We start from the raw sequence: 23,969 nt of genomic DNA, 5'->3' as shown, positions 1-23,969 counted from the left end.
ATCCTTTGAGCTGCTGCGATCACGGGTTACGAAAGTAATCCTAAAGCGGACAAATCCATAAATCCCTGTTTTGATCCACACAGCCAGACAAAGAATGATTTTCTGGACTTGTCCAGTGGATCAGACAGCTCATCTTGAAAACGGTCAAGAAGTTGACCTACTCATCTGAAATTTGAGGTATTCTTATTCCACGTCTTTCGCTCAGTGACTCCAGCTATGACCCTTCCTGGATCTACGATGACTTTTAGTGAGTGGCTCTGTTTCAAACGAAAACGGAGTCAAATTCGACAAAAGGATTTGGCATCAGCCTTGGGTTTAAGCAAGCAGACCATTAGTTCCTGGGAAACAGGGGAAAGCTTTCCCAAACTGACTCCACTCCAGATGCAGATTCTTTGTGAGAAGCTGGACTGTTCGCTCAGTGAGCTTGCAAGTTATCAGGCAGTTGCGGAAGCTCCGTAGCGATGTAGCAACGAAATGTAAATCTCCTAAAATTGAGTCAGAAAAGCTCAAACAGAAATCCTGCGATCGCTCTCGCTCCTGTGACGAAAAAGTTGTGGACAGGTCTCTCGAAATCGAACCAGGCTTTTGCGAGCGTAGTCTTCCTGCGTTCCTGTAATTGTATTCCAGAGTTTGCGGCGGACAATCGTGACAAAAACTTTGACGGCATTGCCGCCTGAACGCTTGACAACTTCTCGCGCCCTGACTGCTGCACAGATCCAATTGAGTGTACTCGCTTCAGAGTGGATCAGCCATTTCGCCGCAATCGCTTGCCAATACAGAAGCTCCAAGCGGTGAAAATGATACAGGTCGTTTGCCTGGATGTTGTGGAGTATCGGTGGCGAAATTTTTTGAGTTTGTTGATAAACACCAGGAAGTGATTTGGAAGATTTCTGGTCTTTAGAGTTCGTAGAAGTTTTTAAGTCTTGTATTGGGGGTGCAGATTTACTCCCCAATTTTGCGATCAGGGGTGCAGATTGAGAATCTGAAGTTGTCGAGTTATCCACAGCCCGAGGTTGCTTCGTTGTAGAAGACGATCGCCTCCATTGAGTATTGATGCGGAAAAAAGCACCTGTAGCATTGAGCTTTCGCTGAGTGGAGCCAGTATCTTTGGTTAGCCACCCAATCTCAATCAAATGAGCACGAACTGATTTCGCTGCGCGAAGGCTGATATGAGCAATCTGAGCGACCCAAGAGGATTTAACTGAGCCGCAGGCATAAACAATCCCTTGACGAAGCGTGAGACCTCTGAGCACATAAACGATGATGCCACGCAGTACGGAAGGACTGGGACATTGGGCGAGATATTCTAGAATGCGCCGGGGAACTGGAATGAGTCGTCGCATCGAGCGACCTAGATCGAACGATTGCGTGAAGTTGATTGGAACGGTCACAACCTCGATCGCATCTTGAGTAAAAGAGAGAAGGCCCGATCGCTCAAGCTGCTTTAAATCCGCTCGAATCAGTTTCTCAGATTGAGTGCCGACACGTTGGCGAATCTCGTCGAATCGAAACTGAATCTTCTGGTGCTTTCGGATCTGACAACGAGCCGCTGCTTCTCGAATCGATCGCATCGAACAGCAGGCAAAAAAGACTCGTGCCGCTCGATAGGAAATGGCGCGATCGATGAGTGCGCCCAAGACATTCGTAAGGGTCGCTTGGGAAAGCAGGCAGTATCCCCCTTCAATGGGCGAAGAAGATTGAGTAGAATGCATTTCGATACCTCCAAACGTGGAGATCGAAAATCAAACCGCACAAACCCACTCAGAGTTAATCTCTTGACGAACCAAATGTGTCGTTCTAGTCTACCTAGAAGCTAACCGGAGAAATTCATTCTGAACCTTCAGAGAACGAAAGAAGCAGATGCGGGCTAGGCATTTGCTTTCTTCTTTGGAATTGATTTTCGATCGTTAGACCTGACTGATCTTTTTGGCTCTCTCATTTTCATCGAATCATCTTTGAGTGCGGGAGCCTTCTTTTTTCATCACAAGCTCACCCCTGCACTGCTCGTTTCTCCTGATCTCAAGAAAGGTGAAACCGGCGGATGCTTTGTCATCAAAGCGTCATCTTAGACCTGAGCGTGCCCTATCATCATTCGACAATAGCTTAGAAGAGTTTGCAATATCGCAGTATTAGCTCAATCGATCCCCGAAGAGCGTCCTACATCGTCGCGACGTAGGAACGTTCCTACATGCCTACATGCCTACGTAGGGACATTGCGGAGCATCACCACGCGAGCGCGATAGCAAGAGGATTAGATTTTTCACTGTTTTAATGGGCTTTTGAGCTTGTCTAAACTGAAGCCGTTTGAGAGAGTTCCGGTAACAACATTCCTACGTTCCTACATCGCGACGTAGGAACAACGTCAGTTATCGCTGCAAGATTTTATCTACTTTTTTTGCATAACACCGTATGAAACGCCAACATCAAACCCTTGTAATTGGCATCGGCAACCAAAAAGGAGGAGTCGGCAAGACCACCATGACCATTCAGCTTGCCTATGCGCTCGCAGAGCAGGGACATAAGGTGCTGATCATTGACCTGGATGTAAATGCGGGCTCAACAAAGCATCTAGGCATCGACCCTCGTGCTTATCTGGGAACGTTTGAAGTATTGCTTGGAGATGAAGATCCACTAACCGCGATCGTGACGCATGAAGATGAAGGTCATTCCCTACCAGAGTCTCTTCATCTTCTGACGGGCTCACGCAAGCTAGAAGAGCTAGAGGAGCGGCTTCGAGCCAAGAAGTCAAAGTTTGACGATACGCCTCTTCATGATGTCCTCAAGCCTGTGATCAAGAAACTACGGGGTTACTACGACTTTATCTTTCTTGATACGCCTCCTAGCGCTCCACTACCCATCGTGGCGGCCTATAAAGCAGCGGATGGTTTCTTGCTCGTTGCCATTCCAGAAGGGCTGGCAATTCAAGGTCTGCAAGAAGCGCTGCATGACATTGAAGAAGTGAGAAAATACGGCAATCCAGATTTACAGCTCGTAGGGTTAGCGATCGGAGCAGTCGATGCCCGCACTCGGCTAAGTCGGGAACTCATTGCCTATGTGGATAAGGAATTCAAAGAATACGTCCTCAAACCTGTCATTCAGCGCTCTACCATTATCCCCACCGCCCAGACCCAACAGAAGTCGATCTTCCAAACGCATCCTGATCATGCCATTACTCAGTGCTTCCGTGATATGGCGCAAGAGTTTAAGGCAAAGATTGCTCGTTTTTTCGATCGTCAAACTTTTGATGAGGTTGATCATGGGTAAGCGAGCAACAGTCCTCGATGTTAACTACAATCCTGTTGGCTCACGCTTGCAGCGGGTCATCTCCCCACTCAGCGATTTAGATCAATCCTTAACCGTTCCTCAAGATTCTGAGCCCCTTGATCAGAGCAAGCCAACTGAACTTGATGAAGGGGCAGGGAATTCACAAAGTTCACTCACTGCGATGGCAAGATCTCAGCCCAAAGCCGGAGAACGCCGAGAAATCATGTCGAGTGAAATCCGGGTTCGCTGCACAAATTCAGAGCGGAAAAAATGGCAGGACTTTGCATACCGCCTCACAGGTGAACCCAATACTTTTAGTCACATTTTTCGAGCCTTATTAGTTCTGCTTGAACATGCAGAGGAAGACTTTGGAAGAATGAGTGAGCTGGTTCGCCTTCTCACAAAACCACCTAAAAATGATCCACTTCAGGTCGCTCTTTTCGAGCATAAGATAGCTCAGATCCTTTGGGAATCGATGCGCCGTTCAGGACGAGTAGAGCGAAAATAAGCGCTGGCAAGAAAAAGTACGGCCCTAGTCAACCGCGATCGCAGTTTTTGCTAGGTTTCGAGCGTCAGATTGACGTGAGTTCGACACGCTAAAAGATGGCAGGAGGCAAAGCAGGCAACCCTTTCGGTTGCAAATCGAGCGACGGTAACTTGGGCTGATAGGTGTAAGCAATCAACCCGGCCATCAGGTTGACCAGAAAATTCCAATAACTGCGATGACGAGAATGCTCAATCTGACAAATGTTCTTCAATTGGTCATTCACTGACTCAATGAGGGAACGCTTTCGCAGCAGAATCTTATCCATCAGCGTGACGAGCTTCTGTTTCATATTGCGCTTGCGTTTGGTGATCAGTTTCAAGCCGCGCTCGTACAGTTCCTCAAACAACTTCTGTGAGATATAGCCCCGGTCTCCAAACAGCTTGCCGAAGATGCCTTCGGTCATTTCAGCCACAGGAGCACGGTCGTCAGTATTGGCAGGAGTCAGCTTGAACGCCAGGAGTTCTCCGTGTTCGTTGATGATCAGATGCAACTTGAAGCCGAACTTCCAGCCCGTTGAGCTTTTGCCCCAACCCACTTGATGTTTGAACACCTTGTGACTGTGGGCACGGGCGGGATGGCACACCTCAATTGGAGTGGAATCGACAAAGGCAATCCCCGTCATCTCGCCGCGTCGGGTCATCAGGAAGCAACACAACAGCATCAAGCACCAAGGCATCAGTTCCACAAATCGGGTGTAGCTCACCAAATTCGGAAACGCTTTGCGCCAATGCGGTAGAACGGTCAGGGTATAGAAATCCTTGAATGTCCTTGCACCAGAAGCATGAAAGGCAATCACGATGGTCATCACTTCACTCAAGCGCAACCGGGAACGACTGCGTTTCTCTCCAGGCATCGACGGCAGTTGGGGCTGGTGTGCCCATGCCCATTCAAAGGTCTGGCAGAAGTCGTCTACGTCGCAGAACAAAGCTGTCAGGTCGAGGCGCGATACGATAGGTTCCATAAGCTGAGACTCGAAAGATTTTGATTACTCTTTCAAACGTAGTCTCAGCTTTTCTTTTGCGCTACTTTCCCTCGTCGAACTCACGTCAGATTGAGTAAGATCGGGACTGACAGAGGCGAACGATTCGTAGAAAGTTGTAGAACATGCTTGAGCCACTGGCACGATGAGTAGAGACCAATTTGAAGCGATTGTGATCCGCAACTTTTTGAATGCTGAAACAATGAGCCGTTATCTCAAAGTTGATGTCAGCGTTATCGAAGCGTGGATCAATGATCAAGCTGCAATTCCTGATGCTGCAATCATGCTATTGATGCAGCTTGACTCATTACTTTCGCAAGCATGTGAGCATGTCATTCAAACAGCGCGATCGCAGAGTACAGCCACAATGCCGCTATCTACGATTCCAATCATTACCTACCTGACCGAAAGCGATTTTCAGATCTACTGTGAGGATGCCCAGATTCTCGGATCAGTCGGCATTCATCAGGGCTTTGTGATGCGCGTCATTTCAGAGCTAAGGCATCTTGGCTTCAATGCTTACCGAGTGCCATTCGATCAACATCAATATCTCAGTTGGTTGCAGTCAGAAGGATACATCAATTCCAGTGCATCTCGCCTGCTTTGGGCAGCAGAACAGCGATTCGATAATTGAGGGCTTGCATAGTCGTACTTCAAAAATGCGCGAAGAGATTCATCATTCATTAGAGACTGATTGGGCTGACTTCAGCATTTCACCGACACTCAAGTCTTCGTATGCCGCAGCAAAACGATCGTCAGATCCTACCCTGACGCTTCGTCATTATCCACAGGGTGAAACACCACGGGAGCGCTTACTCACCGAAGGAGCAGGACATCTTTCAAATACAGAGCTACTCGCAATTCTACTGGGAAGCGGCAATGCCTCTCAAGGAGAGTCCGCAGTCGCTCTCGCTCAAAAGCTGCTCGCTCATCTACAAAATCATCTAGATGATGCAACGCGATCGCTGAGAGAGGCCAAGCCGGAAATATTAATGCAGGTCAATGGCATTGGAGAAGCGAAGGCGGCGACGATTCTTGCCGCGATCGAGCTAGGACGACGATTATTTCTACAGTCACCTCCCATTGGAACAGTGATTGATTCGCCTGAACTCGCAGCCCAAGCTTTGTCGAAAAATCTAATGTTTCAACCCCAGGAGCGGTTCGCTGTTCTGCTGCTCAATATCAAGCATCAGCTGCTAGGGCAGCAACTGATCGCGATCGGAAGTGGGAATCAGACTTGCGTACATCCGCCGGATGTATTTCGAGAAGCGATTCGACAAAACGCGGCCCGCTTGATTATCGCCCATAATCATCCGTCTGGAAATCTTACTCCTAGTTCAGAAGATATCGCACTGACAAAACAACTGCTCGATGCGGGACAGCTTCTCATGCTGCCAGTTCTAGATCATCTTATTCTTGGAAATGGCGATTTCTTGAGCCTTCGGACCACAACAACACTATGGAGCGAAATTTCATCGTAGGTTGCGCTCTCCGCTTTCCCACATGACGATTTTGATTGACCTGAACGGTTGCCTTTGATAGCGATACTCCTCGCTGAATTGAGGTTGATCAATTTTGAGTGGGAAAAAGCAGAAGGTTATTGCGACGTTTGAGGACGCGCAGCGGTCGTTTCGTTCAATTCTCGAAGAGGTCTCCGCACATCGGGCACCGAGGGATTTATTCAGGGATTTTTTAGAGGTTGCTTCGATCGTGGTTTCGCAAATGCCTTACAACGCAGGGGCGATCCCGAAAGATGAAAGGTTCAATGAACGCGAAGCTCAATACTTTGCGATCGCGAAACGGCATTCCGAAAAAGAGATGAATGCATTTGCATCACTTTTAGGAATGACAACATTTGCGGTGCAAACCTTTGAGAGGGATTTTCTGGGTCCAATCTATATGGACTTTGGAGCAAATGAGCGAAATGGAGAGTTTTACACACCTGAGTCGTTAGGAATTACAATGGCTCGGATGACGTTAACTCGATCGTTTTTAGAGTCTATTTTGAACCAAAAGAAACTAATTACGATTTCTGATCCAGCTTGCGGCTCTGGTGGACTTTTGATCGAGGCGTACCAGGTCATCAAAGAGGAGCTTCAGATTGATGATGCGAGCGATCGCGTCTTGTTTCACGCGGTCGATGTATCGCGCAACGCTTTTAATATGTGCGTGATCCAGCTTGGATTGCTTGGAGTGATGGCAGACATCTACCACGGCAATACATTAACGCTGGAAACGTTCGAGCATCGAGATACACCTGCATTAGCCCTCTGGAGACACCAGTGCCGAACTGATCCAGCACTTCGGATGCTATTGTTTCTACGGCAGTTAGAGCAGGAAACTTGCGCGAATCGCTTAATAGAACAACCGAATGATGGAGATGCGATCGCGGAAGAGGCTGTGGCAGCATCGAAATTGGAAGCATCTGAAGCTGATGTTACCTTTACTCCACAACAGCTCAAGCTGTTTGAGTGAGTCAAGCAATCCCGCTCGAAATCTATAATGGTTTTGATCGCGGGACTGCTTCTTTATTAAGCAATTGCCTCATAGAGAAGCAGTCCCCTCGAAGGTTTGTCCAGATGAAAAGTACGCCTCACATCGCTGAAGCGTTGATTCCATTTAGCCCCACTTTACAATAAGCGCAATTTGCGGGACGCTCATTGCCACTTCATTAACGAGCGTTCCTCCGCAGACCAATCGAGTTCCTAACTCCTGTGAGATGGGAACTCGATTAGACAACGGGGCAGAGCTAAAGAATCAGAACGCAATTAGGGCAAGGGCGCATTGCCTTTAAGATCATTAAAGAATGACACGAATCGGCGCATCCGTTTAAGAAAGCGATACTGCCTGAAAAACGAATCGAGTTGCAAAGCAGCCTCACCTTGAGCTTTCTTGAGAGCAATCATTGCTCCATTGAGCTGACGAGAAATCTCTGCAATTTGGCTGGTTGTATTGGCCAGCTCCTGCTTCCAAAATAGAAAGTCATTCATGGGAATGAGTTGTCCTGAAGCAACCTCAGACGGTGTAGAGTCATTGTTTGAAGAGCGACGATCGCGAATTTTCAGCACCGCTCGATAAATTCGTTGACGAGCTTCATCGCTAGCTTTGTAATCGTCTAGGGAACGAATCGTTGAATTCGATTGCAGGTTTTCTTCCACGATCGTTACCGTTGAATGAGATTTCGCTTTTTTAATTCGATCCAGCGTAATTGCAGCTAACCCCGCACTCATGATCCCGCCGAACATTGAAAACGCAATCGCAGCAATGTGCGTTGTGATCTGCTTCTTCTCAAGGTAGCTATAGTGTTGCAGCGAACCTTGATAGACCAGGAGGACTTCGATTGTGATTAAAAAGCAAGGCACCAGCCAAGCGAATTTCGGACGGAGATAGGTGAATGCGAGAACTTGGAGCCGCTTGCTAACAAAGGCAAACGCAATCGCACCTACTAGTCCAATTCCAATCCTTGGAATTAGTTGTAGCTGTCCATCAATCACACCGTCAAGCGCCTTACGAAAAGAAATACCTGCAAGGAATGGCAGAGTCCCACTTAGTAACCAAATACTAACTAGTAACAGCGATAAAAGTTCTTTTATCGAGGGTAAAATGTCATGCAGCCCGATTACATCTGAAATCATGGCTCTTTGATTCTGACTTTTTCGCTTAGCCTGCTTGGGAAGTTCTCCAATTGAAATCTTACATTGATCGCGCCACGCACCCAGAACCTCACGATCCGATCGAAGCTGCGCGATTAATTTCATCATTGCGGCGCAGTGTCGTAAGAGCGGCGCAATGTTTTGGGTAAATTTGAAGACTAGTTCATTCTCGTTCCAATTCCTCAGTTCATCGAGCAATTGTTTAACATCGGGATCGCTCAAAAAAGCTTCTGGGTCTTGAAGTCCCAAGCTGATAAGATAAGAAGGTTTGATACCCAAAGCGGACTTGATATTACGCAAAATCATAGGATACTACTCCAAAGTGTCGTGGATTGCGGTAATTGAGTCACTCATTGATTGCCCAGCTTTTCGACCGCTCTTGGCGCGATCGGAAATTGCATGAAGGGGACTAACTGTTGCATCGCTCAGATCAGGAGATAACCCGACAAAAGCAACCACCAGCCGTGGGCACTGCACCAAGTCTTTCTCAACAATGGCTCGCATCTGTCGCAGGATCGTCGGATTTGCCGTACCCTCAGTGATGACGATGGCTCGAACCTGCGTATTCCGAGTGTTACGGCATTTTTGACTAATGGAAGCAAGCGCATCAACTAAAGCACGTTCATTAGTTGATTTACTCGGCTGTAAGTCTTGAATTGCGTCTTGAATATCAGACTCAACAACTTTGTTGGAATAACGCTTTGCGATCCCATTACCCTTAACTTCGCCAAGCGTTAGTTCATCAGTTTCAGTAAGCGTTTTCAGAGCATCATCGATCGCAATCTTAAACAACTCAACTTGATCAGCCGTTTTGTTTTCTGAGACGATAATGACGCTCTTGGGTAACTCTTGGGCTTTTCCAATTGATCGACAAGCCGACAGTCCGAGCAGGCAAAGCATTCCTACAAATAAGACAGCAGACAATTTAAATTTCATGGTCAATGACCTCTTCATCATCAAAAAAATTGAGGAGATTGGTGAGTTCGGTAAATTCGGTGTCGTCAACTTCAACAAAGCGATCGAGAAACGTTTTCCAAAGCAACTGAAGCGCGCTCAAAACCAAGTGAAGCAATTGTCGAATTTGAACTAGCTCTGCTTGAGTAGAAGCAACCGTTTGTCTAATTTCTGAAAGTTGCGCTTCTTGAGACTGAGTTGCTAAAGCATGAAGCGCGAGCCGACGAAAGATAGTGTTAATGCTGGCATTATCGTTTGGATTGTGATCCTGAAACGATTTCAAAGCTAATTTTGCGGTCTGATCCGAAACGCGAAAAGAAATGACTTTGGACATGCTTTGATGATAGTAAACGGCAAACTAATTAGATACATCCGTATCGGGATATAAATCACTGTAAGAAACGAAACTGAACTTACTGCTCCGGAGCATGTTGACGTTTTACTATCCCTAGCCTTTTAGACTTGGACTGGGAATTCTGAGCACGATCGCGCTTGCGCTGACTGGGTTGATAGTTCACCTCATGCTGACTATCAGCAGGGGGATAGCATAAACGAATGCGCTCAGCATCGGTCATTTTCGGAACTCGAAGACGGGGATCGTCATGAGCAAAGCGCAGATAGCCTGGTGTAGACGTTGGAATAACCTCAAAGCGATTGAGAAATTCCCAAGAATCAAAATGACGATGCAGTCCTTGTTTTGGCACTCTGAACACTGCCCAAAGACCTTGAGCGGTTAGATAGTTTACGTCCGAAAGCATTTGAGGGGGCAAACAGGGGCGTTGCCCCGTTGAGTAATTAATCGATTGTGAGATGCTTCCATCTGCTCCTAGGCTGGTACTGTTTGAGCGTAGCTCAACTTCAAATTGACCATACTGGGTTGAAACCCATTGCGCTGATGAATCATCCAGACCGCAGTAAGCGTGATACCGAGCAAGCCCAAAAATGGACTTGAAAACATTTTCTCCAAACGTTTCGATGCCTTGAGCAACATCCTGTAAACCGAGAATCACGACAACGCCTTTCGAGCGACCAATCGCCATCGCTGCCTCAAGACCCCGATGAATAGATCCTGCTTTTGGCAATTCATCTAAAACAAGCCAGAAGCGCCGAGTTTTATCGTCCGGCAAGCTCTGAAGACATCCCATTAAAAATCGGGAGATTAAGGTGTTTGCAACTTCTACTGTCTCGCTGGCTTCTTCATCTACTCCAAGCAAGCCAACGGCGTTACCGTTCAAGATTTCGGTCAAAGAGATCTTAGGGCAATGCTGCCAAATTGCAGCAATCGGATCGAGTAAGTCTACTCTTGATTTGACGGTAAGAACCGCATCATTCTTGTCTTTCTTGCCTGCTTTGAAGTAGTCTGCAACCTTCTCAAAGTTGCGATGATGCGTTCTCAAAAAATTCTCCATTGTTTGAGAACTAGCACAGATTCTCACTAGATCTAATAAAGTCCAGTATATGCCGAAAGCATCGTGCAGAGCCTCAAGGATATTGGCAAGAAGAATGACTGCTACATCGTAGAAGAATTGATTTTGGTTATGTTTGGTCGGTATCTCATCAAAGATAATGCCAACTGCAAATTGTTTAGCACGGAATGGTCCCACAATGTCCCTAGCAATGTCCCAAGCAACGAAACGTGAATCTAGAGGGTTGAGAATGTAGTATTTGATCTGTTGCCCCTCAAGCCAAGGCACCATATCGCGCTTCGCATCCAGAATCAGTGCGCCCCACTTTGGCAAAACGCCAATCCCTCCAATCACTGATCGCAGCAAATGTCTAATTCTGACAGACTTCCCTGATCCCGTCGTTCCTAAAAAGAGGAAGTGATGCGGTTGTTCGAGAAATGGCACTAGAACATTTCCCCAGCCGAACTCCAGTAGATTAGGAATGGGGGAGGATCGGATCGCTGTCTGCACAATTCCTGTAACGGATGAATTGGGAGATTCGGCACGTCTATTTGCAGTCGTTGCGTGAGTTTCAAACGATTTGGCAATCATTGCTAAGGCGACCCAGCCTGCGACGACTGCTACGAAAAGAAGAGAAGCCGCAAAGAACTGAACGGCGACGACAATAATAATTGAGGCAAGCATTGCAATGAGAATCACACTCAACAGTGGCTTCAGTGCGAGTCGAGTCTTACGCTTCAAAGCATCGATCGCAGCAAGCCCCCACCAAGTGAGAACCAGAGCAGCCATAAATCCAACAAGTTGGGCAAGAGCATAATTTCCGCTGAGAAAAAGCACAATTAAGTAGGAGACAACAAAACTAGAAATCAGAATCGCAAGAATCGCGATCGCATTAGAAGCCGAGCGAAGAAAGTTCATAGTATGTGAACTAATGAAGTGAACTAAGCAAACAACAGCACCAATAGAGCTGAAAGCTGAAAGCGGATCGTTAAAAGTACAAAGCAACAATTCGATTGCTAAGTTGAATCCCAGGCGAGTTAAATAAATTTGCGAGTCCGAAGATCACCACCGCAAACATGGCGATGTTAACTAGCCATTCCTCAGCCAAAACCAATATTGGAAATGAACCTCCAAGGGCACGAATGATGGCTTGGAAAATGATCTTTGCAGCTAATGGGGAGAGCCAGCAAAAGATCACATTGCGCCAAAACAAAAAGGCATAGCGGATGAAAGCCCGTACCGCGATTGAAAGCGGTGAGTTCAGGCAACGAACTTCTTGGACAAAACATTGGGTATAACCGAATGATGCGAATAAGGAATAGATATCACCAAATCCGAGCGTTGTTTTTGTAGAGAAAATTTGGAAGGCCAGTTGGATGATCATTAGAGGGATCATCCATAAAACCGCCAGGTGAAGAATTGCGATAGGAAACAGCCAGAAAAAGGACGAATGTGGGAGCAACATAGAGTTGATAAGAGTAAGGTGTGCATCACCTATCGAGCTAGCGAAAAAAGTAAGCAGGCAAACAACAATCCCAGCACAAACGCGATCGCGATCGCAGCGAGAACAATCGGAAGAAATTGCACGGGAACTTTTGTGGCGAGGCTTTTAGCAGCAGATGGGCGATGAGTTAGTTCACGATGGCGATCAAGGTAAGTGAGTTGTCGATTCAGGTTATCGGAGGTGTGGAGCGCTTCTATGACCTCATGGCTACGAATGACAAACTCATCCGCTTTCGTTGACAGACCGCTAAGGGTAAGGTCGATCCGCACCTTGATTGCCTCAATATCTGAACGAGTTTGTTGAATATGGTCATAGATATCTGCGTGAGAGGCAGTTTGCTTCATCGCGATCGCAGCAATTGCCCAGACAGAATCTCCTGGATTCAAATCATAGAGACGGCGTAACTTCTCCAAATCAGTGCGAATCTCTGGAGGAAGTGAAGCATTGATATCCGCAATGAATTGCTGCTGTTCTTGCTCATGATTGAGGGGCATGAAATACTCCTGAAGCTTCAATTTGGGCACAAGCTTGGTTGAAAAATCGTTGCAAACGATGAGATGAGATCGCCCCCTTAGTTTGGCGAATGACTTTGATTCCTTGAGTAAAGGTCAGGTTATGAGCCTTAATAATTTTGAGTTCCTCATAAGGGATTGCAGGTAGTTCGATGACTGGGACACGATGGGCTTTGATCGCAGCTTGTAGCTCATCGTTGCGCTCTAAATCAGTAAAGTCATCGTTGAGTCCATAGTTCTTGACCAAAATATGTGTCATTGTTGGGAACTCTTTTAGACAACGCAGAAAGTGCCGGATTGCATCAGAGTTACCGGAGGTTACGCACCAGTTGATGATGCCAATTCGATTGTCGGCAGCAAATTCAATCAATCCATCTTCATGAAGTGCCTGAAATAAAGCGGTAGAGACATTGGCTGGAGTGTTCCAAATAACATGAGAGTTTGGAGTTTTTAACGCACTCTCCCAAATTTGATCACCCATTCCACGAAGTCGAATATCTTCGCTGTAAAAACCGTGAGTGATCTCTACTAGAGTTGAATAATCAGGATGTCCAACCAAATTCTGAAATAATCGCTTGATATCCGGTTGGGAGCGATCGCCTTCTACAATTATGACTAGAGTCTTTAGAAGGAAGATTAAGTATTCTATGAGTAAGTGCGCCAGGGTGGATTTCCCTTCACCGCCTTTCTCGCTTAGAAATAGGTGAACATAGGCAATAGCCTGTTGTATGATTCGCTTCTTGGTTTCAGAAGGCATTTTCGTAGGCATAAAGCAGGCTCCTTCATAAATAATTGGGAATTTGAAATAGGCTGGCAGATTCACACCAGCCCATTCGTGTACTAATCGGGAAAGTGCCCCGCAGCGTTGTTGAGCGCGTTTCCTTCTGCAATGCGATCCGAAAATGAAAGGGTACTCACGCTGGAAAGGGGGAGCATCTTTGCCAATCTTGATGGAGATGGCAACCAATTATGTAGCATGGCTTCTGTGATCCCAATCCCCGTTTCCACTCGGATAATTTCAACGATCGATCCAATCGTTTCGCCTTCAGCCAGGCGATCGTTTAGCTCTTGAGCGTGATCTTTAATAAATTTTTTAGCTACTCGCTTGGCATCAGATATGTACCGACGAAGTGTTTCGTGCTGAATGCTTAACCCTTGTTGATCAAGAAGATCCGCAATTGTTTTCCAACTCACTCCACGTCTTCTTGCATCGTGAAGATCGCCACAAAGCTGAAAGCATCGCTGCCGCAGAGTATCTGAGTTTCGTCCAAAGCATTTGGAAACTTCATACGCCTGAAGTGTTTCTCGAATTTTATCGTTCGATGCTGCAATTCGATGAACATTGCTGACATCATGATTTGCTATATCATGTGAGCGATCAGGCTTGGATTCGTCAGGATACGCAGCTACAACCATATTTTGAACATCTCCATTTGAATTGATAAGAGGCACAGATTGAGCAGCTATGGGAGCAGAAGCAGCAATCTAGTCGGGATCAAATCTGCTCTCGAAATTGATGCAATCCTAGTAAAAGCTTCACGAGCAACGTTTATCAACGGAAAGGCAAGTGTAAATTGCTCGTCGTACTTCGACTTCGATTACAGATAGGAAAGTTACGATCGAAACCTGATTTGCATCAGTAAATGCGTTTTCTTTAGTTCTGATCGGTAGCCGTTTCTCAAGAGTGAAGGCGTAGCTATTGAACCCACTTGTGATAATGAAAGCAGGTTCTACTACATACTGCATTGGTTCCTTGAAGTACAATCCAGCTTGAGAGCTAATTGTACTATCAAATGACATAACCAAATTCGGTTGCAACGCGCAGTCAGATGTTTTGATAGGCTGCGAAAGCACAGCATTCAGACGAATACTAACTACCCCAAGGTTAGGCAGAAGTGTCGATAGATCAGATTGAAATTCAGTGGCTACTAAGCGCATCAAAACCCCCTTTAAGAAATTAATGTAGATCTGTGAAGCGGTTTGAATTAGGCACAGGTTGTTTTATGAGAGAGCTAAACTGTGCCGGATTTTCAAGTAGGAACCCCTAGAGCGAGATCGCAAGCTCAGTTCACTCTGAACGTTGAGCTGAATGATTGCGAGGGCGTTTCTCAACATCCTCCAAAAGATTTGTCCGAATTGCCTTCAAGAAATTTGCAACGATTACTTTCTCATTAGATATGAACGATGCATTCCCAGCAGCTTGGGCAGTGAACTGTATTGTGACGGTAGTAATAGCACGGGGATCAAACCTGATCTGCTTTGCTAAAACACATCGACCCATTGGAATCAATAGCGAACCCAAGCAAGCCGTCGTCCGATACTTGAGTGCGGACTCAACATTTTCTAATACGATCACAGCAGATCGACTGCCTAATTGAGAGATCGCCCTACTAGATGAGAGCTGCGTCGTCGCTTGAATCTCACAAAGTCCTTCGTCAAGTAGAGTTTTCGTGGCTGAATTAGATGCGGTAAGATGAAAATACTAACAACGAATATGCAGCTAAGAATACAACCCAACTCGTTCTGGATTGATCCCTTCATCCATCGCAGACACCTGAGTTTTCACCAAACGGACTACAGTTTTGAAATGATTGAAAAGCTCATCGAATACCAAAAATCGCCGTTAGCTAGTCTGATCGCTGCGGTAGCACCGACGTACATAAATTTGATCAGGTAAGTCCCAGCTATCACGGCTCAGAATCAGAATTTCAATCTCAGAAAATCCAAGTTTTTTCCGTGCTCTACCAAATGAAGTTTCGTAAAAAGCAGCAAACGTACGCTGCTCATCGCTCCAATCAGGGTACTCTTCGACAGATTTCTTCCAACAGTGTCGGAATTTAGTCCAATTACTATCTTTCAAGAAACCACCCATGTTTAAAGGAGAAAAGCAGCCTTCTTCCAAAGAAATCTCTTCCAATTTATTGATGGCGTACTCAGTAAAGGAAAGGCGCTCACCAGAAAAAGTCTCCCCTTTGAGATGAGCAACAGGCTGATTGTTAATCTTCGCAATTCGCCCGACCCACATTGCAGGACGACTATCGAGAAGTAACTCAGCATTTCCAGAAGCTTTACTAAAGGCTGCTTTACCCCACTGCAAACGATGCTTTTCCTTTGTCTGTTCATCATGAACGTCCACATAGAAGCTGATCTCAATCAATCCATGAGCCAGCTTTGAACTAACGCTCTCCACGAACGTCTCCTGTCTGACTATGGTTGGAGGTGCTTTAAAGAAATCATCCAGAGCGTTGTTCTTAAGGTGAAGGTTGCGGTTGTATTCAGCACACTGATGACCGTAAAGGATAGACATCTGCTGCAACCCTTCATCAGTATGCGAAGCAGTCATCAAGCGACAAATCATGTTTGTTTCAAGTCGCGCGTGATCTTGACTAGTTCTATTTAAACAGTGATCGTCAACATGCTCGATAGGCACTTTTGTTGCTCTCACAGGATCAAATTTGCACTTTACAGAATCAAGGTATTGAACGACTGCACAGAAACAAATGTGTGCTTCCCGATCTGTTGATTCCCCCTTGCTCCAGCGGCTGAAAGTATCAGGCGAAAAGCCTTTTGGAAAAGAGAGCCAGACGTAGCCAGTGTTATACTTCTGAATTCCCTCCATATCATTGCGACTATATAGATAAAGCAATGATGCAAGACGAGAAATCTCTAACGATCGTCTAGGATAGCCTCGTGTTTCAAGAATGCTCGAAACGTGCTGCTGACCTTCAAGATTAATCTTCAATCTCGATGCCTTTGTAAGTTCATCGATTGGCTCAGCGATCTCTCTCAGGATAGGCAGCAGTTCTTCAATCTCTCTCGGTGTTGAAGGAGAAGACGCTAACGGTAAAGGTTGACAAGTCATTGAGTGTACCTCGCACAGCTAATACATTCATATGACTTCAGATTGTAGACGAATTCTTTTAGGCAAGGGGAATAGGGTCGGGCAGAATTCAGCTCTGCGTTGCCCCAGCAAATTCTTGCATATTACAACAAGATAGTATATAATGCTGCTCCTTAACAAGGATTTGGGCTTTAAGAAAGCTACTTGGCTTGTAAAACCTTCGTGTTGAACTTCTTATCTTGGTTCATATAGATTTTATACACGAAGCAAAATAAGAAGTTCAACAATTAAAACCATTCGGACATCCTTGGAGAAAACCTTGAGGAAATGAAGCCATTCTTGGGACAGCGAAAGAACGGCTTCATTCGAATGTACTAGCTAAACTGTCTTACCAGCTTTAATAGCTATATTCTAAGAGGCGGTCAACTCGAAATTGACACAACTCTTTCACCTTGTTCTTAATAATGTATTACGGATTTAGTAGAGAGTGCGAAATTGTCGGACATAATGAGGTAGCGTTAAGCATGTAGGATCTACAAGCTATGACTATCGAGATTAGAAGGCTAAACGACAGCACGCACTCACACATAGTGCATGGAGATAGCCTATATGTTCACGATTTTCTGGGAACTCCTACTCCACCAGAACAGTTAAAGTCATTCATCACAATGACTGTCTATCTACCAGGATATAACAACAATCTTGTTGAAGAATTGCCTCTGTTAACATGGCAATGGTACGGTGATCAGCTTGCAGACTCACTGTTACATCATAAAAAAACCGTAAGGCTTGTGGGAAATTCACTGGGATGCATGATCTCGTTGTACGCAAATCATAAATGTTCAGAACTTATCCAGGAGATTCTGCTCTACCAGGTACCTCGTTTTGGAGTGTTGAGAGAGCCTGTTAAGAAGAAGTACGGTGAGATTGCAGATTTACTTATCAGTAGAGAGGCGTATCTGGAGTTTCGAGAAACCATTCAAGATTCGATTGAACCTAGAATCTTATCCGTAATGGATCAACTGGGATGGCAAAAACTTCAGCACCTTTATCGAGGAGCAGCTCTTTCAGATCTTGTGCTTGAGAATCAATCAATCACAACTCCAGTAACCTGGATTGATGATGGAAGATTTAGTTGGCAACATCCTATTGAAGCAGTTGAAGCGCTCAAGCTTCAACTGCCATCATTAAAGCGAGTTTCTATCGAAAAGCACATCTAAAGACTTCATTTATCTCTTGCTAATTACTGAGTTCGCGTCTGCTCAATCTCAACCGCAAGCTGATAATCTCGCTCAACCTGCATTGATCGAGCGAATTCCCGCAAGATGGGGCTACCTGTCTGCCAACTGTGCAAATGCATTCTCGCACTAAATTGTGATATCTGCGCGAGTGTATGTTCTCTACATACGCCCTCTGTCAACACATAGGCCTGAGCAGGCACTCTTGTCCCCAACTGAGTCGATTGCACGGCATATCCTAACTTGACGTTTTGAGTAGGTTGTAACGATATTACTCGGCGAGCGCCATTATCAAGCTGTACTATTGCCGTTCGCATCAACTTACTGAGCTTCAAAACTGTTGCAGTATCTCCCTTACAAATTCCATCTAGCCGATGATGTTGCTGAAACTGAATCCGATCGCCAACATGAAGCAATATTGATCCCACGCTTAACGGTGTTCCTTGTAACAATCCATGCCGCTTTAAAGTAGCCTGTGCTGTTTGATTCACTTCATGCGCGAGCAAGCGAGAATCAACAATTATTTGATGGTTTCTGAAATCCTGTGGGGCATTTTGTGCCCATTGTTCCACGATCGTGTGAATTGCTTCTCGGCGGCTTGAATGGAGCGTCAATTGATTCCTTTCTAATAAATTCTTGAGTGCTTTCATCGTTTTGCCATCAGCAATCTCTCGAATGAAAGCACGATCACGTTCCTGCACCTGCCGATGAAGTTCTTTCAGTTCAATTGAAGGATGCGATCGAGTGATTGCTTGAAACGCACTACTAAACTGAGATACTTGCCGATCGCCCGATAGGACTAGTTTTGCTTTAGAACGCTCTACCGCAGCCATAAGGCTACTCATTTGAGGCAAACTAAGCCGATGAGCATCATCGATTACAACAACCGACGAGCGAGATAGAGAGATCTGCCCTTGCTCCAATCGCCACAGCAATTGTCCAACGGTGAAATGTTGGGGCTTTTCTTTCAATAGGGACGACAGCAATGATCGCGTCTGCTGAATTCGATCGCTCAGGGATTGTGGGAAATTCGATACAGTGACAACTCGATAGCCCGCCCGAATCAGCGCATCAGAGAGGGAAGCAACTACCTGCGTTTTTCCAGAGCCAGATAGCCCAGTTAGTACTTTGAGTCCAGACGGAGACTGGCATAAATGCTTGAGACACTGCCCCTGCTCTTCGGATAATCCGTAGTGTTGAATCGAGTCAGCTATGATTCGCGATCGCACCAGTATCGGAGAACGACTCTGAATTTTTTCAATTGATCGCATCAACGATTGTTCTTGTTTATACATTCGATGCGTGGTGAAGCGTTGCTCTCCTCGATGCTCCCCTAGAGATCGCACATAACGACTGGCAAGAACTGTCTCAGCAAGTTCGAGGATTCGAGCGGCATTAATTCCTTTACCTTGTGCTGCCTGAGCTAACGAACAGACAAGATCGCGTTTAGAAAAATGGCTCTGGAATCGTACCACATCAGTTCTTGCTTCCCGGAGACATTTCCATTCATTCCACCGCGATCGCAACCAGCCGCTTTCTCTACCGGACTGAATCAAGCGCTCAATGTGTTTCTGAGTTACACCATAGCGTGATGCTAGCAATCGCGTTTGCTCGCACACCTCTTGCCGCGATCGCAGATCTTTATTCGTCGATCGCGTTACCTTAGCAATATGCGCCGCTCCAGATGGATCTTTGGGCTGCTGCTGCTCGATCGCAACACGGCGAGAGGACAGCGTATCCATCAACGATCGATGGATTCCCTTGGCACGAGAGAATGGCTCAATTTCAAATGATTGCTCCGTGCGTCGAATTGCCAGTCCAAGCTCGGATTCTAGTTTTGCCGCATATTCAGCTCGATACAATGCGCCAGCCGCTTTCTGATAACGATAAAGTGTGGTGCTATCGATCGCACCTGTAAAACCATACCCAAGTCCAATATTCGGCACGAGACAGTGGTGATGTAAGTGGGGTTGTCCATCTTGATTCGTACTATGCCCAAAGGCAGCGATCGCAAGCTTAATCGGTTGTCGATCTGATCCGTCTGCGCCGCGACGGCTAAAGGTTTGCGACTCTAGCCAAGTGATTGCCTTTGTCATCGCTTGGGTGTGTAAGGCTTCAATTTGGTTCTGAACATCCTCCGGAGCGATCGCCCAAAATAGCGATACTGATTTGGGTGCTGCAAAAACTAAGTCCCATCCCGCTACGCGATTAGGATGGTCTTTGACCAGCTTTTCACCATAGATGTCTTTCCCATCGAGCAGCAATCTCAGATGCTTTGCTTTAACCATTTCCGGTAAGCCAAGCGACGGAGGCGCAGAGCCGAGCCAAATGCCCGTAGGTTCTCCAGGCTGAGTTCGATCAAAAGCCTGGGTTGAAGTTTGGCACTGCCGCAGATAGTAATTTGCATTGTTAAGCTTGGAGACCGTCAGCATTGGAAGTGCGATCGCGAAAGGTCACACCTAATCTAGCGTCTATAGAGATGAGGTTACCAAGATAGTTGAGTTGATCGCATTTATGATGATTAGCTAAACGAATGAAGTAGAAAGTACCTTTAGCAATGCTGCTGGGATTGTTACAGCAAGGAATAATAAATACTCTCGGAGGGTTGCATTTAGAGTATCTCTTAAACTATCTCAGTTTCGGTTCACACACTACTTCTGTAGCATTTCAGAGAGACCTCAAAAGTATCTCAGTTGCTATCTCACCCGCTATCGCAGGAAGCCTGTAAGAGATGTTCGCTCACTATCTAGTCGATATTTCAGAAACGTCTGAGCAACTTCATCTGCCTCCCTTGATTCATCTTGCCAGCCTCCCTACACTTGATTTCACTACTATCCAATTCGCTTCCTAAATGGCTTTTAGCGTAGTGATCACGGTTCGCTTATTATCTACAATAAAAAAGAAGTCTGACTTCGGATACAAGGAAGAACCTATGAATGAGGACGAAATTACAATCCGGCATCAAGTGATCAAGGATGCGGTCAAAGATGCAATCGCACAGGCGTTGAGTCGCCACCGGAAACTCGGTGAGTCGTAACCTTCGGTTCAGCAAAGCCGTTCGCAGAATAGTAAGACGGCAAAGTAGTCATTTTGAAAGGAGATGAGATTCCAGATGGCAGCCCAAACGCATCATCAGAGCCTGAATTAGGATCTGGTAATCCGAGTTCGATCGAGTCTTGAAAAGATCAGTAGCACGGTTGAAGCTTTCCTCTGTAACGCTGATCAAAAAATGTCCCTACTTCTTTCCCTCCAAAATAACCAATATGGGATGAGACAGTCTCACCCCATCATCCCAGCTCATGTCACAGCCGTATCCCGCAAGAGGATCTGCCCGTGGTCGAAACAACATTCCATCAATGAAGCGCGATCGCTCCCAACCTTAGTCATGAGAGATTCCACGATCACGATCGCAATCTCATCTTGAATATCCTCCTCACATTCAACCGTAGCAAGCGCATCGAGCAGCAGCAGCGCATATTGTTCTACGCCGACCGACTCTACAAACTCGGAAAGCGAACAAGCCCTTAGTTGACAGAGCGAACTACTTTCGTAGTCAAGCAAGCAGCGACGAACGAATTCTTGGCAATACACAATCACTCCCTTGCGGTTCGCGAGTTGTAACTCCTGTTTGAATTCACCCGATCGATCGCTATTGGCGCGAGCTTTTTTAACCTTGAAGTTCCCGATCGAAATTGCCTCAGACGCATAGTGCAGCAACCGCTGAAAGCTTTTCTGCACCAACTCAAAAGCTGCCTCATAGCTAGGCACATCCGATTCTGGTTGGAAGTCTGATGTGCAGAACTGAAATCCTTCTGTCACTTGATCATGAGCCATATAAACCTCTTGTCATAGGGACAGCAAGTAGGGTAACGAGCTGACACAGCGAATCAAGAGAAAAGCGCGATCTCACTCAATTTTTTTCAAATTCAGCGCCGCGATCGTTCACCCATTTTCCTCAGACAGAATGAGAAAAAAATCTCTGGCACGTCATGCACTTACAAATTGCGCGATCGATGAACGTTCAAGCCTTATCAGGAAAAGATTTGAGGGTGTCTACACCCTGTAGACAATTCCACCTTCTTAGTGCTTGAAATACTCTCTGCTCTATACCGTTCCATGTGTCTACAGCGGTTCATTAAAATCGTTTTCACGTACCCAACGTATTCCAAAATTGTTGTTATAATCAATGATGTTAGTGATACTTGTCAGTTTGATTATGAAAGGTGATTAGCGCAAGTAGTCCTACAATTGGATCACCTTCGCTACAGTTTCAAGATTAAAGTTCGAGGAGTCAGCACCTACTAAAAATCCATTTGGATTCTTGGTAAAGCACTGACGAATTGAATTGAGCGTCGATTCAATCTTCGAGTGTTACGAGCACTCAAGGAGCGATCGACTTTGGCAAAAACGAGAGTCATCAGAGACTATTCTGAGACTCCCTTCAGTAAGGATTGAATGTCACACCAAAACATTCGTCTCTTTTTTCTCGTAGGAAGCATTCTAGTCACGTTGTGTCTAGTTGTCACCTACCCTCAGCAACTTTATGCCGGATTATATTGGCTCTATGAGGATGGTTGGGAGACCATTTCTCAAGGGTTCTGGTTAGGCTTTCTTCTCTCATGGTTTATCGTGGGTCGAAGATTTCACCTAACGCGATATGTCCGTCGTAAGTAGCTATAACCTTTTCAGCGGAAAGTGGAATTTTGCTTCAGTAAAGCAGAATTTCGCTTCCGCCTTTTTTAGTGGAGTACGTTATGAATTTACTTCGATATTGGCTTACTCAATTTCAGGAGAACATCATGGATGACGATCGATCGTTCTTCATCTATATGGGCGGCTTGGTCACGGGATTCTTTTTAGATTTACTGAGTATGCTCATTTACAATCTGTTCCACTAGCGATGTTACAGAACGCTACATCCTGCGATCGCGTCGTTGGAACGGATGACGAATGCAGTAGAGTTTGTCTGCCCGCAATGATTGATCAACTTTTGAAAAGAAGGATGAAAACAACTAAAGAATGATTGAGGAAGCCATCGGGCAACCTCTGAGATTTGTATTGGGATTGTTCAAGGGAGACCAACGTTGCCGCGTTAGTCTCCCTTTTTTCTTTATATGGAACTGAAATATGGATACTGCAACTACAACAAAAAAACAAGGAGAAACCTTTGATATTTATCAGGAGGTAACAAACGCGATTATTGAAGCGATCGAAGCTGGGGTAGGGCGGTGGAGGATGCCGTGGTACTCCATTACGGAACTCCCTCGCAACATTGATAGTCAAAAAGACTATCGTGGCATCAACACGCTTATGCTCTGGTGTCAGTCTATTCGACGAGGGTATTTATCACCCGAATGGGGGACATACAAACAGTGGGCTGAACAGAAGACACAGGTTCGCAAGGGTGAAAAATCCACATTGGTAGTCTTTTGGAAGGTAATCGATCGAGATGACAAGCCGGATGCGGATGAAGCAGCGATGTTGAAAGCAAAACTGTGGTCGGTAAGCAAGTTCTCTTCGCTCGTGGATACAGGGTTTTCAATGCAGAACAAGTGGATGGCTATGACCTTGGATCAGCGCTGAAGAGATCGAGACCAGAGCGGATTGCGATCGCGGATCAGTTCTTTGATTCGCTGGGTGGAACAGTGCGTCAGAGTAATCATGCCGCTTATCAACCAAGAACCGATGAGTTATTGATGCCCCCGATTGAGGCATTCATCGCAGCTGAACCCTACTATAGTTGTCTAGCGCATGAATACACCCATTGGACAGGTGCGGCACATCGGCTCAACCGATCGCTCAGTACTCGTTTTGGATCGGAAGCGTATGCAGCTGAAGAATTGATTGCGGAACTTGGAGCGGCGTTTCTCTGCGCGACTTTGGGATTTAGCACAACTCATCGCTCAGACCATGCAGCTTACATTCAAAGTTGGTTGACCCTGCTCAAAACCGACAAAAAAGCAATCTTTAACGCTGCCTCGCACGCGCAGAAAGCAGCGGATTATTTGCGCTCAATCGCAGCACGCAATCAAGTGCAAGCCGCGTAACCCTAGAAGAAAAATCACGAGCGA

Annotated in this window: 24 protein-coding genes; 11 read left to right on the top strand and 13 right to left on the bottom strand. The window is 45.9% G+C overall.

The genetic code is table 11. The annotated features are described in order from the left end of the window. The first annotated feature begins 216 nt into the window (after window positions 1-216). Window positions 217-459 (top strand): helix-turn-helix transcriptional regulator, encoded by a 243-nt coding sequence (locus LEPBO_RS0131675; protein ID WP_225903984.1) that lies wholly within the window; start codon window positions 217-219, stop codon window positions 457-459. A gap of 47 nt (window positions 460-506) precedes the next feature. Here LEPBO_RS0131675 and LEPBO_RS0131670 read toward each other — a convergent pair whose 3' ends face one another. Then, entirely contained in the window at window positions 507-1,712 is a 1,206-nt protein-coding gene (locus LEPBO_RS0131670; RefSeq protein WP_017291620.1) for a hypothetical protein, read from the bottom strand. Between the two features lie 697 nt (window positions 1,713-2,409). Here LEPBO_RS0131670 and LEPBO_RS0131665 point away from each other — a divergent pair. Further along, window positions 2,410-3,264, top strand: coding sequence for a ParA family protein (locus LEPBO_RS0131665; protein WP_017291619.1), 855 nt, complete (start codon window positions 2,410-2,412; stop codon window positions 3,262-3,264). Next, on the top strand, window positions 3,257-3,772 hold the full coding sequence (locus tag LEPBO_RS0131660; protein WP_017291618.1) for a hypothetical protein: 516 nt from the start codon (window positions 3,257-3,259) through the stop codon (window positions 3,770-3,772). Before LEPBO_RS0131665 ends, LEPBO_RS0131660 begins: the two co-directional genes overlap by 8 nt. 88 nt (window positions 3,773-3,860) lie before the next feature. Here the strand turns inward: LEPBO_RS0131660 and LEPBO_RS0131655 are convergent, their stop codons facing one another. Then, complete coding sequence (locus LEPBO_RS0131655) at window positions 3,861-4,772, bottom strand: IS982 family transposase (RefSeq protein WP_026148520.1); 912 nt, start codon at window positions 4,770-4,772, stop codon at window positions 3,861-3,863. Window positions 4,773-4,935: 163 nt separating this feature from the next. On the opposite strand from LEPBO_RS0131655, the gene LEPBO_RS0131650 reads away from it, so the two are divergent. From LEPBO_RS0131650 to LEPBO_RS0131640, 3 genes are all read left to right on the top strand, one after another. Continuing rightward, window positions 4,936-5,424 (top strand): hypothetical protein, encoded by a 489-nt coding sequence (locus LEPBO_RS0131650; RefSeq protein WP_017291617.1) that lies wholly within the window; start codon window positions 4,936-4,938, stop codon window positions 5,422-5,424. Between the two features lie 25 nt (window positions 5,425-5,449). Continuing rightward, window positions 5,450-6,271: a RadC family protein gene (gene radC, locus LEPBO_RS0131645; RefSeq protein WP_017291616.1), complete on the top strand. Its 822-nt coding sequence runs from the start codon at window positions 5,450-5,452 to the stop codon at window positions 6,269-6,271. A 241-nt stretch (window positions 6,272-6,512) separates the two neighbouring features. Then, window positions 6,513-7,265, top strand: a complete 753-nt coding sequence (locus LEPBO_RS0131640; RefSeq protein ID WP_144056418.1) for an N-6 DNA methylase — start codon at window positions 6,513-6,515, stop codon at window positions 7,263-7,265. Between the two features lie 293 nt (window positions 7,266-7,558). Here the strand turns inward: LEPBO_RS0131640 and LEPBO_RS0131635 are convergent, their stop codons facing one another. The 9 genes from LEPBO_RS0131635 to LEPBO_RS0131580 all read right to left on the bottom strand — a co-directional run bounded on the left by LEPBO_RS0131635 (window position 7,559) and on the right by LEPBO_RS0131580 (window position 16,561). Then, window positions 7,559-8,749 carry a hypothetical protein gene (locus LEPBO_RS0131635; RefSeq protein WP_017291614.1) on the bottom strand — a complete coding sequence of 397 codons (1,191 nt, stop codon included), beginning with the start codon at window positions 8,747-8,749 and terminating at the stop codon, window positions 7,559-7,561. A gap of 6 nt (window positions 8,750-8,755) precedes the next feature. Next, entirely contained in the window at window positions 8,756-9,379 is a 624-nt protein-coding gene (locus tag LEPBO_RS0131630; RefSeq protein WP_017291613.1) for a hypothetical protein, read from the bottom strand. After that, window positions 9,369-9,731, bottom strand: a complete 363-nt coding sequence (locus LEPBO_RS0131625) for a hypothetical protein (RefSeq protein WP_017291612.1) — start codon at window positions 9,729-9,731, stop codon at window positions 9,369-9,371. Before LEPBO_RS0131625 ends, LEPBO_RS0131630 begins: the two co-directional genes overlap by 11 nt. A 79-nt stretch (window positions 9,732-9,810) precedes the next feature. Further along, on the bottom strand, window positions 9,811-11,721 hold the full coding sequence (locus tag LEPBO_RS0131620) for a type IV secretion system DNA-binding domain-containing protein (protein ID WP_017291611.1): 1,911 nt from the start codon (window positions 11,719-11,721) through the stop codon (window positions 9,811-9,813). A 70-nt stretch (window positions 11,722-11,791) separates the two neighbouring features. Further along, complete coding sequence (locus LEPBO_RS0131615; RefSeq protein ID WP_026149063.1) at window positions 11,792-12,268, bottom strand: hypothetical protein; 477 nt, start codon at window positions 12,266-12,268, stop codon at window positions 11,792-11,794. A gap of 29 nt (window positions 12,269-12,297) precedes the next feature. Continuing rightward, on the bottom strand, window positions 12,298-12,801 hold the full coding sequence (locus LEPBO_RS0131610; protein ID WP_017291609.1) for a hypothetical protein: 504 nt from the start codon (window positions 12,799-12,801) through the stop codon (window positions 12,298-12,300). Continuing rightward, a complete protein-coding gene (locus tag LEPBO_RS0131605; RefSeq protein ID WP_017291608.1) occupies window positions 12,785-13,588 on the bottom strand; it encodes a hypothetical protein in 804 nt (267 codons plus the stop codon). The genes LEPBO_RS0131610 and LEPBO_RS0131605 overlap by 17 nt, the downstream gene beginning before the upstream one ends. A 71-nt stretch (window positions 13,589-13,659) precedes the next feature. Next, window positions 13,660-14,235, bottom strand: a complete 576-nt coding sequence (locus LEPBO_RS0131600; RefSeq protein WP_017291607.1) for a hypothetical protein — start codon at window positions 14,233-14,235, stop codon at window positions 13,660-13,662. Between the two features lie 1,207 nt (window positions 14,236-15,442). Next, a complete protein-coding gene (locus LEPBO_RS0131580; RefSeq protein WP_144056417.1) occupies window positions 15,443-16,561 on the bottom strand; it encodes a hypothetical protein in 1,119 nt (372 codons plus the stop codon). A gap of 641 nt (window positions 16,562-17,202) precedes the next feature. Between LEPBO_RS0131580 and LEPBO_RS0131575 the strand changes: the two genes are divergently transcribed. Next, a complete protein-coding gene (locus tag LEPBO_RS0131575) occupies window positions 17,203-17,880 on the top strand; it encodes a hypothetical protein (RefSeq protein ID WP_144056416.1) in 678 nt (225 codons plus the stop codon). Between the two features lie 23 nt (window positions 17,881-17,903). Here LEPBO_RS0131575 and mobF read toward each other — a convergent pair whose 3' ends face one another. After that, window positions 17,904-20,330 carry a MobF family relaxase gene (mobF, locus tag LEPBO_RS0131570; protein WP_017291602.1) on the bottom strand — a complete coding sequence of 809 codons (2,427 nt, stop codon included), beginning with the start codon at window positions 20,328-20,330 and terminating at the stop codon, window positions 17,904-17,906. An 865-nt stretch (window positions 20,331-21,195) separates the two neighbouring features. Further along, window positions 21,196-21,732 (bottom strand): hypothetical protein, encoded by a 537-nt coding sequence (locus tag LEPBO_RS0131560; protein ID WP_017291600.1) that lies wholly within the window; start codon window positions 21,730-21,732, stop codon window positions 21,196-21,198. A 621-nt stretch (window positions 21,733-22,353) separates the two neighbouring features. On the opposite strand from LEPBO_RS0131560, the gene LEPBO_RS42605 reads away from it, so the two are divergent. The 4 genes from LEPBO_RS42605 to LEPBO_RS43725 all read left to right on the top strand — a co-directional run bounded on the left by LEPBO_RS42605 (window position 22,354) and on the right by LEPBO_RS43725 (window position 23,945). Next, window positions 22,354-22,572 (top strand): hypothetical protein, encoded by a 219-nt coding sequence (locus LEPBO_RS42605; RefSeq protein WP_144056415.1) that lies wholly within the window; start codon window positions 22,354-22,356, stop codon window positions 22,570-22,572. Between the two features lie 80 nt (window positions 22,573-22,652). After that, window positions 22,653-22,796, top strand: a complete 144-nt coding sequence (locus LEPBO_RS43130) for a hypothetical protein (RefSeq protein ID WP_017291598.1) — start codon at window positions 22,653-22,655, stop codon at window positions 22,794-22,796. A gap of 229 nt (window positions 22,797-23,025) precedes the next feature. After that, window positions 23,026-23,481 (top strand): ArdC-like ssDNA-binding domain-containing protein, encoded by a 456-nt coding sequence (locus tag LEPBO_RS43730; protein WP_051077906.1) that lies wholly within the window; start codon window positions 23,026-23,028, stop codon window positions 23,479-23,481. After that, window positions 23,451-23,945 (top strand): zincin-like metallopeptidase domain-containing protein, encoded by a 495-nt coding sequence (locus tag LEPBO_RS43725; protein WP_017291597.1) that lies wholly within the window; start codon window positions 23,451-23,453, stop codon window positions 23,943-23,945. The genes LEPBO_RS43730 and LEPBO_RS43725 overlap by 31 nt, the downstream gene beginning before the upstream one ends. The last annotated feature ends 24 nt before the right edge of the window (window positions 23,946-23,969 follow it).

Origin of the sequence: Leptolyngbya boryana PCC 6306 (assembly GCF_000353285.1) — a bacterium.
Classification (GTDB): domain Bacteria; phylum Cyanobacteriota; class Cyanobacteriia; order Leptolyngbyales; family Leptolyngbyaceae; genus Leptolyngbya; species Leptolyngbya boryana.
The sequence above is the reverse complement of the archived record's forward strand: the minus strand, read 5'-3'. Positions and strand labels throughout refer to the sequence as shown.